The organism is Ciceribacter azotifigens (genome assembly GCF_048159625.1).
GTDB classification, from domain to species: domain Bacteria; phylum Pseudomonadota; class Alphaproteobacteria; order Rhizobiales; family Rhizobiaceae; genus Allorhizobium; species Allorhizobium azotifigens.
Map to the genome: position 1 here is coordinate 142,720 of NZ_JBLQTA010000002.1, position 14,494 is coordinate 157,213.

A 14,494-nucleotide genomic window follows, 5' to 3' on the forward strand; every position below is an offset into this window, starting at 1 on the left:
CCGGTCGCCCGGCACGGCTTCTCATGGATCGGGACTGTCGCCGAGGCTTACTGGAACGCCTGCAGGCCGGTCTGGGCGCGTCCGAGGATCAGCGCATGGATGTCGTGCGTGCCCTCGTAGGTGTTGACGGCCTCGAGGTTCATGACGTGGCGGATGACGCCGTATTCGTCGGAAACGCCGTTGCCGCCGTGCATGTCACGGGCGACGCGGGCGATGTCGAGCGCCTTGCCGCAGTTGTTGCGCTTCATCATCGAGATGAGTTCGGCCGGTGCGCGATGCTCGTCGAAGAGCCGTCCGAGGCGCAGCACGCCCTGAAGCCCGAGGGCGATCTCGGTTTCCATGTCGGCGAGCTTCTTCTGGACGAGCTGGGTGGCGGCGAGCGGCTTGCCGAACTGCTTGCGATCGAGCGTGTACTGCCGTGCGGCATGCCAGCAGAATTCGGCGGCACCCAATGCACCCCAGGCGATGCCGTAGCGGGCGCGGTTGAGGCAGCCGAACGGGCCGGCGAGACCGGCGACGTGCGGCAGCAGGTTTTCCTCCGGAACGAAGACTTCGTCCATCTGGATCATGCCGGTGACGGAGGCGCGCAGCGAGAACTTGCCTTCGATCTTCGGGGTTTCAAAACCCTTCATCCCGCGTTCGAGGATGAAGCCCTTGATCTTGCCGTCATGCGCGTCGGACTTCGCCCAGACGACAGCGACGTCGGCGATCGGCGAATTGGTGATCCAGTTCTTGGCGCCGGAAACGAGATAGCCGCCGTCGACCTTCTTCGCGCGGGTGATCATCGAGCCCGGATCGGAGCCGTGGTCGGGCTCGGTGAGGCCGAAGCAGCCGACCCACTCGCCGCTTGCAAGCTTCGGCAGGTATTTGGCGCGCTGTTCGTCGGTGCCGTAGGCGAAGATCGGGTGCATGACGAGCGACGACTGCACCGACATTGCGGAGCGATAGCCCGAATCGACGCGCTCGACCTCGCGGGCGACGAGGCCGTAAGAGACGTAGTTGGCGCCGACGCCACCGAATTCCTCAGGGATGGTCGGGCCGAGGAGACCGAGTTCACCCATTTCGGTCATGATCTCGCGATGGAAGATCTCGTGACGGTTCGCCTCGGTCACGCGGCTCGCGAGTTTGTCCTGGCAGTAGGCGCGAGCGGTGTCGCGGATCATGCGCTCTTCGTCGGTCAACTGCTCCTCGAGGAGGAAGGGGTCGTCCCAGACGAAGGCGGCCATCTTGGCACGCGCCTGTTCCGGTGTCGCTGGATGGTGGTCTGTCATGTCGCCCTCCCTGCATGAATTCGATGGATTTTGGTCTATTGCTACATCACCTTTCATGGAAGGAAAAGCCTGAAATTTGCGGCGATTAGCCAAAATCGTTTGAAATTTCCGGGCGCATGATATCATTCCATTTAGGAATGATCTTGACCAATCCCTTGACCGCGAAACGAAAAAGGCCCGACACCTCTTCCAAGGTGCCGGGCCTTCGCTTCATCCCTGGTGGATCAGAGATAAAAGTCGCTCGTATACATTTTCGAGAGGCCGGAGACCGCCACCTGGAAGTCGGCGACGCCGTCGCCGTTCACGTCGCCGGAAAGAACGCCGCCCGAGAACCGCAACTCGCCCTCGGTGTGGCTGAAGGCCGCCGTGCCGATGAAGTCGAAGGCCTGGTTGCCGGAAAGGCCGCTGTCGGCGTCGATCGAGCGAAGGTCGATCTTGTCGCTTTCGCTGTGATAGAAGTCGGTGATGACGTCGCGATAGGTACCAACGCGGCTGTCGGTGAGCTTGGTGAAATGAAAGATGTCGGCGCCGGTGCCGCCGGTCATGACGTCGCGACCGGCATCGCCGTAGAGCCTGTCGTTGCCCGAGCCGCCGTAGATGCGGTCGTTGCCGTTGCCGCCCATCAGGATGTCGTTGCCGCCATAGCCGTTCAGAAGGTCGTTGCCGTTGTCGCCCCAGAGCGTGTTCGCGACGTTCGATCCGAGGATCGTGTCGGCGTAGCCCGTACCGACGGCGTTCTCGATGCTGATCAGCGTTTCTTCCTCATAGCCGGTCGCGGTGGCATAGCCGTTGCCGAGGTCGATCTTGATGCCGTAGCCCCTGAGGTCGGCATCGCCGTCCTGGATCTTGTAGCTGATCAGGTCCGTGCCGGTGCCGCCGTGGAAGGTGTTCTCCCAGCCGACCGAATAGAAGCGGTCATTCCCGGCCTCGCCGTTATAGATGCTCTGGTAGGTGTAGACCTGGATCGCGTCGTTGCCGTCGCCGGCGTTCACCTGGTCGACGTAATCCGTCGCGGTCGAGAAGCCGGTTCCGAGATAGACGTCGTCGCCGAGGCCGAGATAGATGCGGTTGCCGCCTTCGAAGGTGTTTTCGACCCGGTCGTTGCCGCTACCGGCGTTCACGTAGTTGAAGCCGCCATAGTAGCCGCCCAGATTGAGATAGATCCGGTCGTTGCCGCCATAGGCGTAGATGTTCACGTAAGGGTAGCCGTCCTGGTAGATGACGTCGTTGTAGCTCGTGCCGTAGATATTGGTTGCCATCGGGATGTCCTCCTGGATGCGGGCTTGGCAGGGATAGTCGCCTCGCATGGCTGAATGCAGGCTGAACGGCGGAATTGTCGTGGCAGGAGCGCTGTTTGCTTGACGGGCCGGCGGCTTTGGCGGTACCCCTTTAAGCCATTTCTTCCGCCGGTGCGCTGGCGATTTTCCACGCCATATTTCGGATTTTGCAGGAGAGCAACGTGACGGGCAGACTGGTCATCGTCGGGGCAGGTCAGGCAGGATTTGCCGTCGCAGCCAAGCTCCGGAGCCTGAAGGATATGCGGCCGATCACCATTCTCGGCGCCGAGGATTGCCTTCCCTACCAGCGCCCGCCGCTTTCCAAGAAATACCTGCTCGGCGAAATGACCTTCGACAGGCTGCTGTTCCGTCCCGAAAGCTGGTTCGCAGAGAATGCGGTCGAGATCCGGCTTTCGACCCCGGTCGAGGAGATCGCCCGCGACGAGAAGGTCGTCCGTCTCTTCGACGGAAGCACGATTGCTTACGAAACGCTGGTGCTGGCGACCGGCGCGACGCCACGGCGACTGCCGGCTGCGATCGGCGGCGATCTCGACGGCGTCTATACCGTTCGCGACCGCAAGGATGCGGACCTGATGGCCGGAGAGATGAAGGAAGGGCGTCGGCTTCTCATCGTCGGCGGCGGCTATATCGGCCTCGAAGCGGCGGCGGTCGCCCGCAAGCTCGGCGTCGAGGTCACGCTGATCGAAATGGCCGACCGCATCCTGCAGCGCGTCGCCGCGAAGGAAACGGCGGACGCCATGCGCGCCATCCACCGGAAGAACGGCGTCGACATCCGCGAGAAGACAGGGCTCGTGCGCCTGATCGGCGAGGCGGGCAGGGTCAAGGGCGCCGAGCTTTCCGACGGTTCGGCGCTCGACGTCGACTTCGTGATCGTCGGCATCGGCGTGACGCCGAACGACCGGCTGGCGGTCGACGCCGGTCTCGACGCGGCCGGCGGCATCGTCGTCGATGCGTTTGCCCGTACCTCCGATCCGTCGATCTACGCGGCCGGCGACTGCACGGTCTTCACCTGGAAGGGCGCGCAGGTTCGGCTCGAATCGGTGCAGAACGCAGTCGATCAGGCGGAGGCGGCTGCCGCGGTCATCGCCGGCGGCGACGATCCCTATGATCCGAAGCCGTGGTTCTGGTCCGACCAGTATGACGTCAAGCTGCAGATCGCCGGCTTCAATCTCGGCTATGACGAAACCGTGGTGCGGCCCGGTGCCCGCGAGGAGAGCCTCTCGGTCTGGTATTATAAAAAAAGACAGTTGGTCGCGGTGGATGCTATCAACGACGCCAAGGCCTACGTGACCGGCAAGAAGCTGCTGGAACTCGGCCGCAACGCCGACAAGGCGGCGGTCGCCGACCCCGCCTTCGATCTCAAGACGCTGCTTTCCTGAGGTGAACCGATGGCTGCCCGCGAAAACCTGTTCAAGAAAGCGATCCGAGAAGGTCGGCCGCAGATCGGCCTCTGGCTCGACATGGCCGATGCGCTCGCCGCCGAGATCGCCGGTCACGCCGGTTTCGACTGGCTGGTGATTGACGGGGAGCACGGGCCGAACGACCTGCGCAGCATTCTCGCCCAGCTTCAGGCGCTCTCGTCGTCGACCGCCGAGCCGGTGGTGCGCGCGCCGGTTGGCGAGACATGGGTGATCAAGCAATTGCTCGATATCGGTGCGCGGACGCTGCTGATCCCGATGGTCGGTTCGGCCGAACAGGCGCGTGAGCTGGTGCGGGCGGTCCGTTACCCGCCGCATGGCGTGCGCGGTGTCGGTGCTGCCGTCGCTCGCGCCTCGGCCTTCAGCACCATTCCCGATTATGTCGACACGGCTTCAGACGGCATCTGCCTTCTCGTGCAGGCGGAAAGCAGGGCGGCGATCGCCGATCTTGAGAACATCGCCGCAGTCGACGGGGTCGACGGCGTCTTCATCGGCCCGGCCGATCTCGCTGCCGACATGGGTTTCCTTGGCCGGATGGAAGCGCCGGAGGTCCAGTCGGTGATCGAAAACGCGATCGCCACGATCGTGAAGGCCGGCAAGGCCGCCGGCATCCTGACCTTCAACGAGGAGCTCAACCGTCGCTATCTCGCACTCGGCGCGAGCTTCATCGCGGTCGGCGCGGACGTCACAGAATTCTCCGACGCACTGCGAAGTCTGCGGTCGCGCTATCGCGACGGTGAGTCGGGCCCCGACGTGGCCACCCGCGCTGGGTATTGACGCGGCAGCATGGGTCACGCCGCAGGGGAGGCGACGTCCGAGGCACCACCGCGGCGCTTCTTTCGAGATATCTGCGAATTTGGGAAGGGCGATGCCCGGACGGGCGGAGGACGACGCTGCGGAAGAGGGCGCGGCGATTACTTGGCGGAAGCCGCGCGCTCCAGGATCGGAACGCACATGTCGAGATCATGCGAGGCGAGGTGCGCATAGCGCATGGTCATCTGCAGGGTCTGGTGGCCGAGCCACATCTGGACGCGGCGGATGTCGATGCCGCCCTGCACGAGGCGCGAGGCGCAGGTATGGCGCAGGATGTGCGGAACGACATCCTTGTCGTCTCCGAGGCCGATCGCGTCCTTCGCCTGGTGCCAGGCGATGCGGAAGCGCTGCTGGTCGATGTCGCTGAACGGCCCCGGCTTGCGCTTGTCGGAAGCAGCGATCGCCTTCGCCGCGCGATGGGTGAGGGGGACCGAGCGGCTGCGTCCAGACTTGGTGACCCAGAAGGTGACGCGGCTTTCGGTGATGTCGCCCCAGCGCAGGTCGAGGCCCTCGCTCAGGCGCGCACCGGTATCGACGAGGAAGAGGCAGAATCGATAGTAGAGTTCGGAATGCGCCCGGATCTCGCTGAACAGCGCAACTTCTTCCTCTCCGTCGAGGAAACGGATGCGTCCGGCCTTTTCTTTCTGCCGTTTGAACTCCGGCAGACTGTGTATGTCGCCCATCTTGTACGCCTTTCGCAGTAGTTTGCTTAAGGCCGCCATCTTGCGGTTGATGGTGGCATTGCTGTTACCGCGCTTGCGCAACTTACCAATCAGTTGGTCGAGCATTTCCTGGGAGAAGGAGGAAAAGCTCGGAGTATCCAGAAGATCGTGAAGCTCATTAATGAAATTGGTGACATTGTATTTATGGCTGCCGTTGAGCCAGAGGAGATCGCCGTACTTGCCGAACATGGCCCGTAGCGAGGTCTCCTTCACCTCCATCGGAGTGTTGAGGCGATACTGGTAATGAACAAGATAGGACGGTAGTTCGACCTGCTGATCGAAATCGAGTGCCTTCGTCTCCGCCTTGCTCACGCTCAAATCCCTCAAAAAAACGCAAAAAACCTACGTCCCGCACAAGGGCGGGCTCATAAAGCTATGCCTAAAATCTATCTTCAACAACCATGCAAATGCGCGGGTTAGTCATTCCATGCCAGTGCAGACTGTGGACTCTTGCAAACCTCCCTCTTTCTTTCGGATATCAAAATCGTTGTGAACAAAGGAAAGATCTTCAGCCCCGACGCCTCCCACGATCGGGAAAGGTCCGGCTCGAAAGCCGGACCTCAATTTCACGTGATCGCCTGACGATCAGAAGGAGCGTTCCAGGCGGAAGAAGCCGTCCCAGACGCCGTCTACGCCGTCGGCATCGGTGTACTGAACCGAAACCTTGGTGCTCAGGCCTTCCGCGATCGCGTAGTCGAGGGTCACGCCGGCGCGCCATGCGTCGTCGTTCGAGAACTCGTCTGCAGTGATCAGGCCAGTGTTCCACCAGTACTGGAAGCCGGGGGTCAGGCTCAGCTTGTCGGTGAGCTTGGCCGAGTACGAAGCGGCAACGGTCCATTCCGAGATGTCGTAGTAGGCATTCGCGCCGGACGACCAGATGGCAGCGAGGCCGAGCGTGCCCGGGCCGACTTCAGCTTCGAGGATACCGCGGATCGCACCGTTTTCAGCTGCGAAGTCGTAGCCGCCGAGCAGGTAGCCGGTGACCGGACCGAAGGTGGCCGAAACCTGGGCTTCGATACCGACGCCGTCCGTGCCGCTGTAGTCGATCGGGAAGCCCGTGTAGCTGTCGGACAGTTCGTCTACGAAGAAGCCGACCTTGAAGGCGTCGGAAGCATACTCGTAGCCGATCGCGTTGATGCGGTTCGAGCCGAGATCGTCGGTTTCGCCTTCGAGACCGGCATCCCAGTAGTTGTACATGTAGCCGACCTTGAAGCCGCCAGCCGTGATGTAGGCTTCGTCGATTTCGAAGGCGCCACCGTTGTAGTCTTCTTCAGCCCAGGTACGCAGGGCGATGAAGGAGCCGATGGTGCCGATTTCGGAATCGTTCTTGGCTTCGACCGAGAGATAGGCGCGGGTACGGGCGTCCATCTCGAACTCGTCAACGCCGGCCGGAACGTTCGGATCATCAATCCAATCCAGCTGAGCGCGGACGTAGCCACCGATCTTGAGGCAGGTTTCGGTGCCGGGGATGTAGAAGTAGCCGGTGCCGAAAGCGTCGCAAACGCGAACGTATTCCATCGGCTCGGGCTCGGCAGCAACGATAGCGTCGGCAGCCTGAGCGCCGGAAACTACTGCGAGAGCAGCAGCGGAGCCGAGAAGAAGGCTCTTGATGTTCATATTGACCTCCAGTCAAGTTTCGTATGGGTCTGGGTTCTTTGGCTGAAGGACAGCATTCCCTGCCCCATCCCCGTCGGTTTCAGAAGACGGACGATCCACCGCCTCGCTTCCGAGATTGAAAATACAAAACGCGACCGGTCATGCAATCACCAAACAGCCGAAAGGAAGAGATCGCGTGCCCCTTCCCACCGGGCTGTTGCCGAAAGGACACAAACCGGCCAGCGGACCGGCCATCTTCTTTACTCTTTGTTAAGAAAGTCCTTTCTTATGCGGCACTTAACGAAGCTTTGCAACGGGCGGACCCGCTTGGGGATCTCTCCGATTCTGCTTCTCTCTTGCCTGGGGACAGGGGGTTTTCCGGCCGGGCGACGCGCGGGGTAGGTGGTCGGGTGTCCCAAGTTGACACGCGGACGACCTGGTCCGGGGGCTCGAATCCGCCGTCCCGGACCATCGGCACCGAATCGCCGTGCCCCTCGGGCGGACGATTCGCTGCCCGGGCAGCTCGGCGGCACCGGACGATGGGGAAAATGTGAAATCCGGCGAAAAGGCCTTGCAATCGGACCCTTATGCAAATAATCAGGCCGCACCGGAGAGGTGGCCGAGTGGTCGAAGGCGCTCCCCTGCTAAGGGAGTATACGTCAAAAGCGTATCGAGGGTTCGAATCCCTTCCTCTCCGCCACTATGTCTGCGTCGACACCATCGACCCGATGCCCCACACGGCACATTTCATCTTCACCGCTTTCCTTTGACCGCAACGCTCGCCGAGCACTGTCTCGAGCGACCATGAAGCTGCGCATTCCAGGCTTCTGACGTCATCGAAAACTGCGCCGAACGATGCCTCTTCTACACAAGGGGAAGGTGTCGATCTCCATAACCTATTGATTTAAAACATAATCACGCTCCATCAATCATGACCTCCCCTTAAAATTGACTGGAGGTCAATATGAACATCAAGAGCCTTCTTCTCGGCTCCGCTGCTGCTCTCGCAGTAGTTTCCGGCGCTCAGGCTGCCGACGCTATCGTTGCTGCCGAGCCCGAGCCGATGGAATACGTTCGCGTTTGCGACGCTTTCGGCACCGGCTACTTCTACATCCCCGGCACCGAAACCTGCCTCAAGATCAGCGGTTCGGTTCGCGCTCAGCTGAACTGGGGCTATGACAACAACACCGACGACAGCGACTGGGATGCCCGCACCCGCGGTCTCGTTCAGTTCGACGCCAAGAACGACTCGGAAGTCGGCACGATCAGCTCGACGATCGTTTTCTACGCTTGGGGTGAAGAAGACGGCACCAACAGCGCCTTCCAGCTCGACGAAGCTTCGATCTCCGTCGGCGGCTTCAAGGTTGGTTACTTCTACAACTACTGGGATTCCGGTCTCGCTGGCGAAACCGACGAACTCGGCTCGAACCTGATCAACTCGATCGGTTACGAATATGCTGCTGACGCCTTCAAGGTCGGCGTTTTCGTTGACGAACTGCACGCTTCGGCTGCTGGCGAAACCGACGGCGTCGGTATCGAAGGTCAGGTTTCGGCCACCTTCGGTCCGGTTACCGCCTACCTGCTCGGCGCCTATGACTTCGCTCGCGAAGAAGGCGCAGTCCGTGGTATCGTAGAAGCTGAAGTCGGCCCGGGCACGCTCGGCGTCGCCGCCATCTACTCGACCGGCGTCAACCAGTACTACAGCGCGTCTGAATGGACCGTTGCTGCTTCGTACGCTGCAAAGCTCACCGACAAGCTGACCCTGACCCCCGGTGCCCAGTACTGGTGGAACGTTGACTTTGTTGACGTCGACGCTTGGAAGGCTGGCGTAACCCTCGACTACGCAATCGCCGAAGGTCTCGCTGCCAAGGTTTCGGTTCAGTATGGCGACTCCGACGCCGCTGGCGACGAAGGCGCATGGGGTGGTTTCTTCCGCCTGCAGCGTTCGTTCTAATAAGATCACCCGATCTTATAGGGAAAGCCCGGCATTCGTGCCGGGCTTTTTCGTTTGTAAAGGCGGAGATGAGGCTTCGCTCGTGAGTTGCGACGGCAATGCCGCTCAGCCGACGCTTCCCGCGAGAAAGTCGTGGATCTCCTGCGGCAGCCCGTCGAAATGCAGGAGCGGGGGGTGTCCTTGACCGTGCGCTGTCGACCACCTGAGGGCCGGGTGCCGCCGCGCCATCTGCCTAACCGTCTCCTCGGACAGAAGCGTCGAGCGCTCGCCGCGGACCACCATCAGCGGCAGGGCGGCGAAGGCTTCGAACTGCGGCCAGAGGTCCGGCAGCGGAGCACTTACATCCGCAGCGACCATCGCCGCGGCAATCGCCGGGTCGCAGTCCGCCTCGATCACCCCGTCCCGATCGTGGTAGATGGCGCGTGCCATCTCCTGCCAGTCGTCGTCGCCGAGTGCCGGGAAATGCGAACCGTGCACGGCCCGCAGATGCTCCGCCGCCTGCGCGAAGCCCGAAAGCCGGACGGTCCGGCCGAGATAGGATTGTATGTGCCGCAACCCCTCCGCCTCGATGACTGGGCCGATATCGTTCAGGATGACGGCCGCGAGTAGATCGGGTTTGAGTGCGGCGAGGATGTGGAGGATGAGGCCACCGCGCGAGGTGCCGATGAAGGCGGCGCGGGCGATGCCGAGCGTCTCGCAGACAGCGATCACATCACCGGCTTCGACCGGAACGGTGTAGCGGCTCGGGTCGGGATCGCGACCGGATGCACCGCGGCCGCGCGAATCGATTGTCACTACCTTGAGGGGACGCTCGGGATGGTTCGCCAGCCAGCGGGCGAGCGGCGCGAAGTCGCGGCCGTTGCGGGTGAGCCCGGCGAGGCAGACGACCGGCGTTCCGCCGACCGCCTCTCCGAAGATGCGGCCGCGCAGCGTCAGGCCGTCGGGAACCGTTACCTCGAACACTGCGAAATCCTCGGTTCCGTCTGCTACCATGCCATCCTCCCGGCCTTCCCTGCACGGCGGCAAGATGCCGCCATGTCTAAAAGTCACACGAAAGCAAAGGGTTGTCGACAGGCGATACTAGCGCCCGTAGCGCAGGTCGTGGACGATGTCAGCCGTCTGTCCGAGGCGGGTCTTGTAGATCTGGTAGTTCTCCATCACCCGCTGCACGTAGTTGCGTGTCTCGGGGAAGGGGATGCGCTCGATCCAGTCGACGACCTCGTCGATCGGCTTGCCGCGTGGGTCGCCGTAGCGGGCGATCCATTCCGGCACCCGCTTCGGCCCGGCATTGTAGGCGACGAAGGTGAGCACGTAGGAGCCGCCGAACCTGTCGATCTGCTCGCCGAGATAGTGTGCGCCGAGCGTCGCATTGTAGCCGGCGTCGGAGGTGAGCTTTTCCGGCGAATAGGCAAGACCGTAGCGTCCGGCGACGCCCTTCGCGGTCCCCGGCATTAGTTGCAGGAGCCCGCGGGCGTCCGCTGGCGATACGGCGGCCGGATTGAAGGCGCTTTCCTGCCGCGCGATCGCGTAGGCCAGCGCCTTGCCGGAACCGGCGATATTGGCGGAACTCGGAATGACGCCGATCGGGAAGGCGAGCGCCGGCACGTCGATGCCGCGGGAATAGGCGGTCTTGCCGATCTGCAAGGAGAGCTGGTGGCCGACGCCCTTCTCGGCCTTGGCGGCGAGAAGAGCCAATTCGCCGGGGCTGTCGAGCTGTTGTGCGAGCGCCCGGTAGAGGCTTTCCGCCCGCCAGCCGTGGCCTGCCGCTTCGAAGCGCGCGATCGCCTGCACCGCCTCGCGATTGGCGAAGGTCTGCCGCTCCTCGGGCGTCGGCGCGGGATAGGGGATGGCGAGCCCCGGCGATTTGAGCCGCGCCGCGGCAAGCTGGCCGTAGAAGGTGCTCGGATAGCGCGCGGCCTTCAGGAAGAAGTCCTTCGCCTCCGCCTTGCCACTCGCCTCGGCGGCGCGCCCGAGCCAGTACCAGGCGCGCGAAACCGAAAGCGGTTTCTGCGACACGGTGAGGATCTTGCGGAAATGGCCCGCGGCGGTCTCGGCGTCGCCGAGCCCGCGCAGTGCATACCAGCCGGCATGGAACTCGGCATCGACGATGTCGCTCGATTCGCTCGCGGTATGGCGCGATGTGACGCGGTAGGCTGCCCTGAAGTCGCCCTGGTCGGCGAGACCGCGGGCGACGATGCGCTGTTCGTTCCACCATTCGGTGGTGTTGACGAGTGCGGCGGCATCGCGCGGTGCCTTCGCCAGCAGGCTCGCGGCTTCCTCATATTTGTCCTGGCGGCGGAGATGTTCGATCCGCGCGAAGAGCAGGGCCGGATCCTTCGCCCAGCGCGGATCGACTGCCTTGAAGAGTTGCGGAGCCTTCGACGAGCGGTTGAGCACGGCGGTCCAGGCATTGTAGAGCGACTGCGCCTCGCCGAGGGTGGAGAAGCGTTTGGCCTGCGTCACCCGCCCGCGATAGAGAAGGTAGTCCATCCGCGCTTTGTGGTCCGCGGTGGTGAGAAGCCCCGAAAATTCCTTGAGGATCCTGTCTTCCATCGCCTTGTCGAGCGCCTCCCCGCGCCAGACGGCGCGAAGCGTGCGGGCGGCCGCAGCCTGGTTGCCGGTGGCAAGCTCTGCCCGCGCCAGGATCACCGCGCCCTCCGGCGTTTCCGGTTTTGTCGCGCCGAAGGCGGATAGCACGGCGTCGGCCGGCGGATTTTCCCGATAGAGCGCGCGTTCGGAATTGGCCCGGAAGGCGGAAAGTCTCGGCCAGCCGTCGAGCTCGCGTTGCGCGGCGGCGATGGCGGACGAGGGAATGCCCGGCAGGCCGGACATGGCGATCGACCAGGTGAGCATGTGCCGGTCGAGCGAGGCCGTCATCCGGTCGCGGATGGCGAGCGCCTCGGCACCGTCCTTGTTGGAGAGCGCGTCGAGCCCTTCCTTCAGCAGCGGATCGGCGACCGGCAGGCGCCCCATCCGCGGAATTGCGCCGGTGATCTCGAAGGTTGGCATCAGGGCAGCCTCCACGGGGCGCGTGGCGGGCTTCGACAGAGGCAAGGGTACGGTGCCGCCGTCCGGCGGGCCGGCCATGGCGGCAGTCGCCGCCAGCCCGAAACCGAAGGCGGAGGTCAGCAGAAGCGCTCTTTTCATCCCCGTACCCGATGGCAGATGTGGAATATCTCCATTAGCTGCTGAGCATATTAACGAAACCTTACCGCTGCGCCAGATTTTCCCGCTTTTACGCCGCCTGAAACTGTCATAAAACCGCGCCCGGTGCGCTTGCCGCGGCCAGGAGGCCGCAATAAGCTGCGCGCGTTCGTAACCGAGGAATGCGGCCGAAGCATGAATGCCGGCCGTGAGGAGTTTTATGCATGTTCCAGGGATCCATTCCTGCTCTCGTGACGCCGTTCACCGAAACCGGTGCGGTCGATGAGGCAGCCTTTGCAGCGCATGTGGAATGGCAGATCGCCGAAGGCTCGAGCGGCCTCGTGCCGGTCGGCACGACGGGTGAATCGCCGACCCTTTCCCATGCGGAGCACAAACGGGTCGTGGAACTGTGCGTCGAGGCGGCGAAGAAGCGGGTCCCGGTGATCGCCGGCGCCGGCTCCAACAACACGAACGAGGCGATCGAGCTCGCGCAGCACGCCGAGGCCGTCGGCGCAGACGCGCTTCTCGTCGTCACGCCCTATTACAACAAGCCGACCCAGAAGGGCCTCTTCGCCCATTTCGCGGCGGTCGCCGATGCGGTGAAGCTGCCGATCTTCATCTACAACATCCCCGGCCGCTCGGTGATCGACATGAGCCCGGAAACCATGGGCAAGCTCGCGAAGGCGCACAAGAACATCGTCGGCGTGAAGGACGCGACCGGCAAGATCGAGCGCGTCTCCGAGCAGCGGATCACCTGTGGCACGGACTTCATCCAGCTCTCCGGCGAGGATGCGACTGCGCTCGGCTTCAACGCCCATGGCGGCGTCGGTTGCATCTCGGTGACGGCGAACGCCGCCCCGCGGCTCTGCGCCGAATTCCAGGCGGCGACGCTCGCCGGCGACTACAAGAAGGCGCTCGAATACCAGGACCGGCTGATGCCGCTCCACAAGGCGATCTTCATCGAGCCCGGCCTCTGCGGCGTCAAATACGCGCTCTCCAAGCTCGGCCGGATGAGCCGCACGGTGCGCCTGCCGCTCCTGCCGACGCTCGAACCCGCCACCGAAGCGGCCATCGACGCTGCGCTGAAGCACGCGGGTCTGCTGGGCTGAGTATCCGAAACCGGAAAGTCTGAAGGCCGGGTGTGAGTGCCCGGCCTGCTGGCGATTTTGCCTATCCGGTCGGCGCGGCCACATAAAAAAGGCCCGCCCCGAGGGGCAGGCAAAGCCGCTCCGGGAGTAACGGAGCGGGGGGATATGAGACTACTCGTGCGTGACCACCTGTTCCGGAACGGGTCGTTTGTTGGAGACTGCGAGAGCCAGGCCCACCAGGATCACGATCACGCCTGCAATGAACAAGGCACCGAGTCGATCACCGAACATGAGCGACGCGGCGGTGATCCCGAATACGGGCTGAAGATATTGGACACTCGCGGCAACGCGGGCCGGAACGGCGCGAAGGATATAGAGCCAGAGTAGAAGGCCGGCGACCGTCACCATTGTGCCGAGGTAGACTGCTGTCCAAAGCGCCTGAACAGTCACCTGATATGGCGTGTTTGCCATCTCGACACCCGCCAGCGGCAAGATCGCGATCAGACCCGCCAGTGCGTTCCAGGCGGCAACCGGCAACGTGCCGTATTTCTCCGTCAGTTCCGCGCTCCAAATGTAATAGAAGGCGATTGCCACCGCCGAGACCAGCATCCAGGCGACCCCCGTCACCGTCGTCTTCGACAGGTCGTCGACGCCCGATCCGCTTCCGACCGCCACCAGCGCGATGCCCCCGAAAGCCAGGAAAAGGCCGACCCAATGCCTTCCTGCCACCGACTGACCAAGGCGCAGTGCGGCAAAGATTACGACAAAGATGGGGATCGTCGCCGACACGATCGTGCCGACGGATGCCGATGTTCCCTGCACGCCGAACGACTGGGCGACATTGCCCAAAGTGATGCCCATCACCCCGAGCGTGATGATGCTTGGCACCGCCCGGAGCGGCACCCGAAGTTGGCCCGCGGCCAGGATAAGCAGCAAGGGAACCGCGACCAGGAAACGCATCGCGGTGAACATCAGCGGCGGGACAGTCTCCAGGCCAAGCTTCGTTATCGGGATCGAGAGACCCCACATGACGGCAAGCAGGAGCATCGCCGCAACGTTTCGTGTCGAGGCTGACGCTTTGACGGCAGTGGCGACGTTCTGGTTCATAAAAGGCCGTTCAATCGTTGGGATAAGCGTGCATTAATGTCATCCATATGGTAGGTTTCCTCCTGATGACAAACGATTGTTCC

The 14,494-nt window shown here is 62.9% G+C and carries 11 protein-coding genes and 1 tRNA gene; 5 read left to right on the top strand and 7 right to left on the bottom strand.

What is annotated here, in order from left to right; translation table 11 throughout:
* Nucleotides 1-47: 47 nt before the first annotated feature.
* Together ACM6UT_RS03615 and ACM6UT_RS03620 are read right to left on the bottom strand one after the other, a co-directional pair.
* The gene (locus tag ACM6UT_RS03615) at nucleotides 48-1,271 is read right to left on the bottom strand and encodes an acyl-CoA dehydrogenase (protein WP_416796012.1); all 1,224 of its coding nucleotides are present in this window, start codon (nucleotides 1,269-1,271) and stop codon (nucleotides 48-50) included.
* A 224-nt stretch (nucleotides 1,272-1,495) separates the two neighbouring features.
* Nucleotides 1,496-2,530 (bottom strand): calcium-binding protein, encoded by a 1,035-nt coding sequence (locus tag ACM6UT_RS03620; protein WP_416796013.1) that lies wholly within the window; start codon nucleotides 2,528-2,530, stop codon nucleotides 1,496-1,498.
* 200 nt (nucleotides 2,531-2,730) lie between these two features.
* On the opposite strand from ACM6UT_RS03620, the gene ACM6UT_RS03625 reads away from it, so the two are divergent.
* Nucleotides 2,731-3,948 carry an NAD(P)/FAD-dependent oxidoreductase gene (locus ACM6UT_RS03625; protein WP_416796014.1) on the top strand — a complete coding sequence of 406 codons (1,218 nt, stop codon included), beginning with the start codon at nucleotides 2,731-2,733 and terminating at the stop codon, nucleotides 3,946-3,948.
* A 9-nt stretch (nucleotides 3,949-3,957) separates the two neighbouring features.
* Nucleotides 3,958-4,764, top strand: a complete 807-nt coding sequence (locus ACM6UT_RS03630) for an aldolase/citrate lyase family protein (RefSeq protein ID WP_416796015.1) — start codon at nucleotides 3,958-3,960, stop codon at nucleotides 4,762-4,764.
* Nucleotides 4,765-4,901: 137 nt separating this feature from the next.
* On the opposite strand, the gene ACM6UT_RS03635 is transcribed toward ACM6UT_RS03630, so the two are convergent.
* Nucleotides 4,902-5,834 carry a tyrosine-type recombinase/integrase gene (locus tag ACM6UT_RS03635; RefSeq protein WP_416796016.1) on the bottom strand — a complete coding sequence of 311 codons (933 nt, stop codon included), beginning with the start codon at nucleotides 5,832-5,834 and terminating at the stop codon, nucleotides 4,902-4,904.
* A 273-nt stretch (nucleotides 5,835-6,107) separates the two neighbouring features.
* On the bottom strand, nucleotides 6,108-7,139 hold the full coding sequence (locus ACM6UT_RS03640) for a porin (RefSeq protein WP_416796017.1): 1,032 nt from the start codon (nucleotides 7,137-7,139) through the stop codon (nucleotides 6,108-6,110).
* A 588-nt stretch (nucleotides 7,140-7,727) separates the two neighbouring features.
* On the opposite strand from ACM6UT_RS03640, the gene ACM6UT_RS03645 reads away from it, so the two are divergent.
* Nucleotides 7,728-7,818: transfer RNA gene (locus ACM6UT_RS03645), tRNA-Ser, on the top strand.
* A 264-nt stretch (nucleotides 7,819-8,082) separates the two neighbouring features.
* The gene (locus ACM6UT_RS03650) at nucleotides 8,083-9,072 is read left to right on the top strand and encodes a porin (RefSeq protein ID WP_416796018.1); all 990 of its coding nucleotides are present in this window, start codon (nucleotides 8,083-8,085) and stop codon (nucleotides 9,070-9,072) included.
* Between the two features lie 105 nt (nucleotides 9,073-9,177).
* Here the strand turns inward: ACM6UT_RS03650 and ACM6UT_RS03655 are convergent, their stop codons facing one another.
* Nucleotides 9,178-10,065: an alpha/beta fold hydrolase gene (locus tag ACM6UT_RS03655; RefSeq protein WP_416796019.1), complete on the bottom strand. Its 888-nt coding sequence runs from the start codon at nucleotides 10,063-10,065 to the stop codon at nucleotides 9,178-9,180.
* Between the two features lie 87 nt (nucleotides 10,066-10,152).
* Nucleotides 10,153-12,219, bottom strand: a complete 2,067-nt coding sequence (locus tag ACM6UT_RS03660) for a lytic transglycosylase domain-containing protein (protein ID WP_416796020.1) — start codon at nucleotides 12,217-12,219, stop codon at nucleotides 10,153-10,155.
* A 221-nt stretch (nucleotides 12,220-12,440) separates the two neighbouring features.
* Between ACM6UT_RS03660 and dapA the strand changes: the two genes are divergently transcribed.
* Nucleotides 12,441-13,325, top strand: coding sequence for a 4-hydroxy-tetrahydrodipicolinate synthase (gene dapA / locus ACM6UT_RS03665; protein ID WP_416796021.1), 885 nt, complete (start codon nucleotides 12,441-12,443; stop codon nucleotides 13,323-13,325).
* A gap of 150 nt (nucleotides 13,326-13,475) precedes the next feature.
* Here the strand turns inward: dapA and ACM6UT_RS03670 are convergent, their stop codons facing one another.
* A complete protein-coding gene (locus ACM6UT_RS03670; protein WP_416796022.1) occupies nucleotides 13,476-14,411 on the bottom strand; it encodes a DMT family transporter in 936 nt (311 codons plus the stop codon).
* Nucleotides 14,412-14,494: the final 83 nt, after the last annotated feature.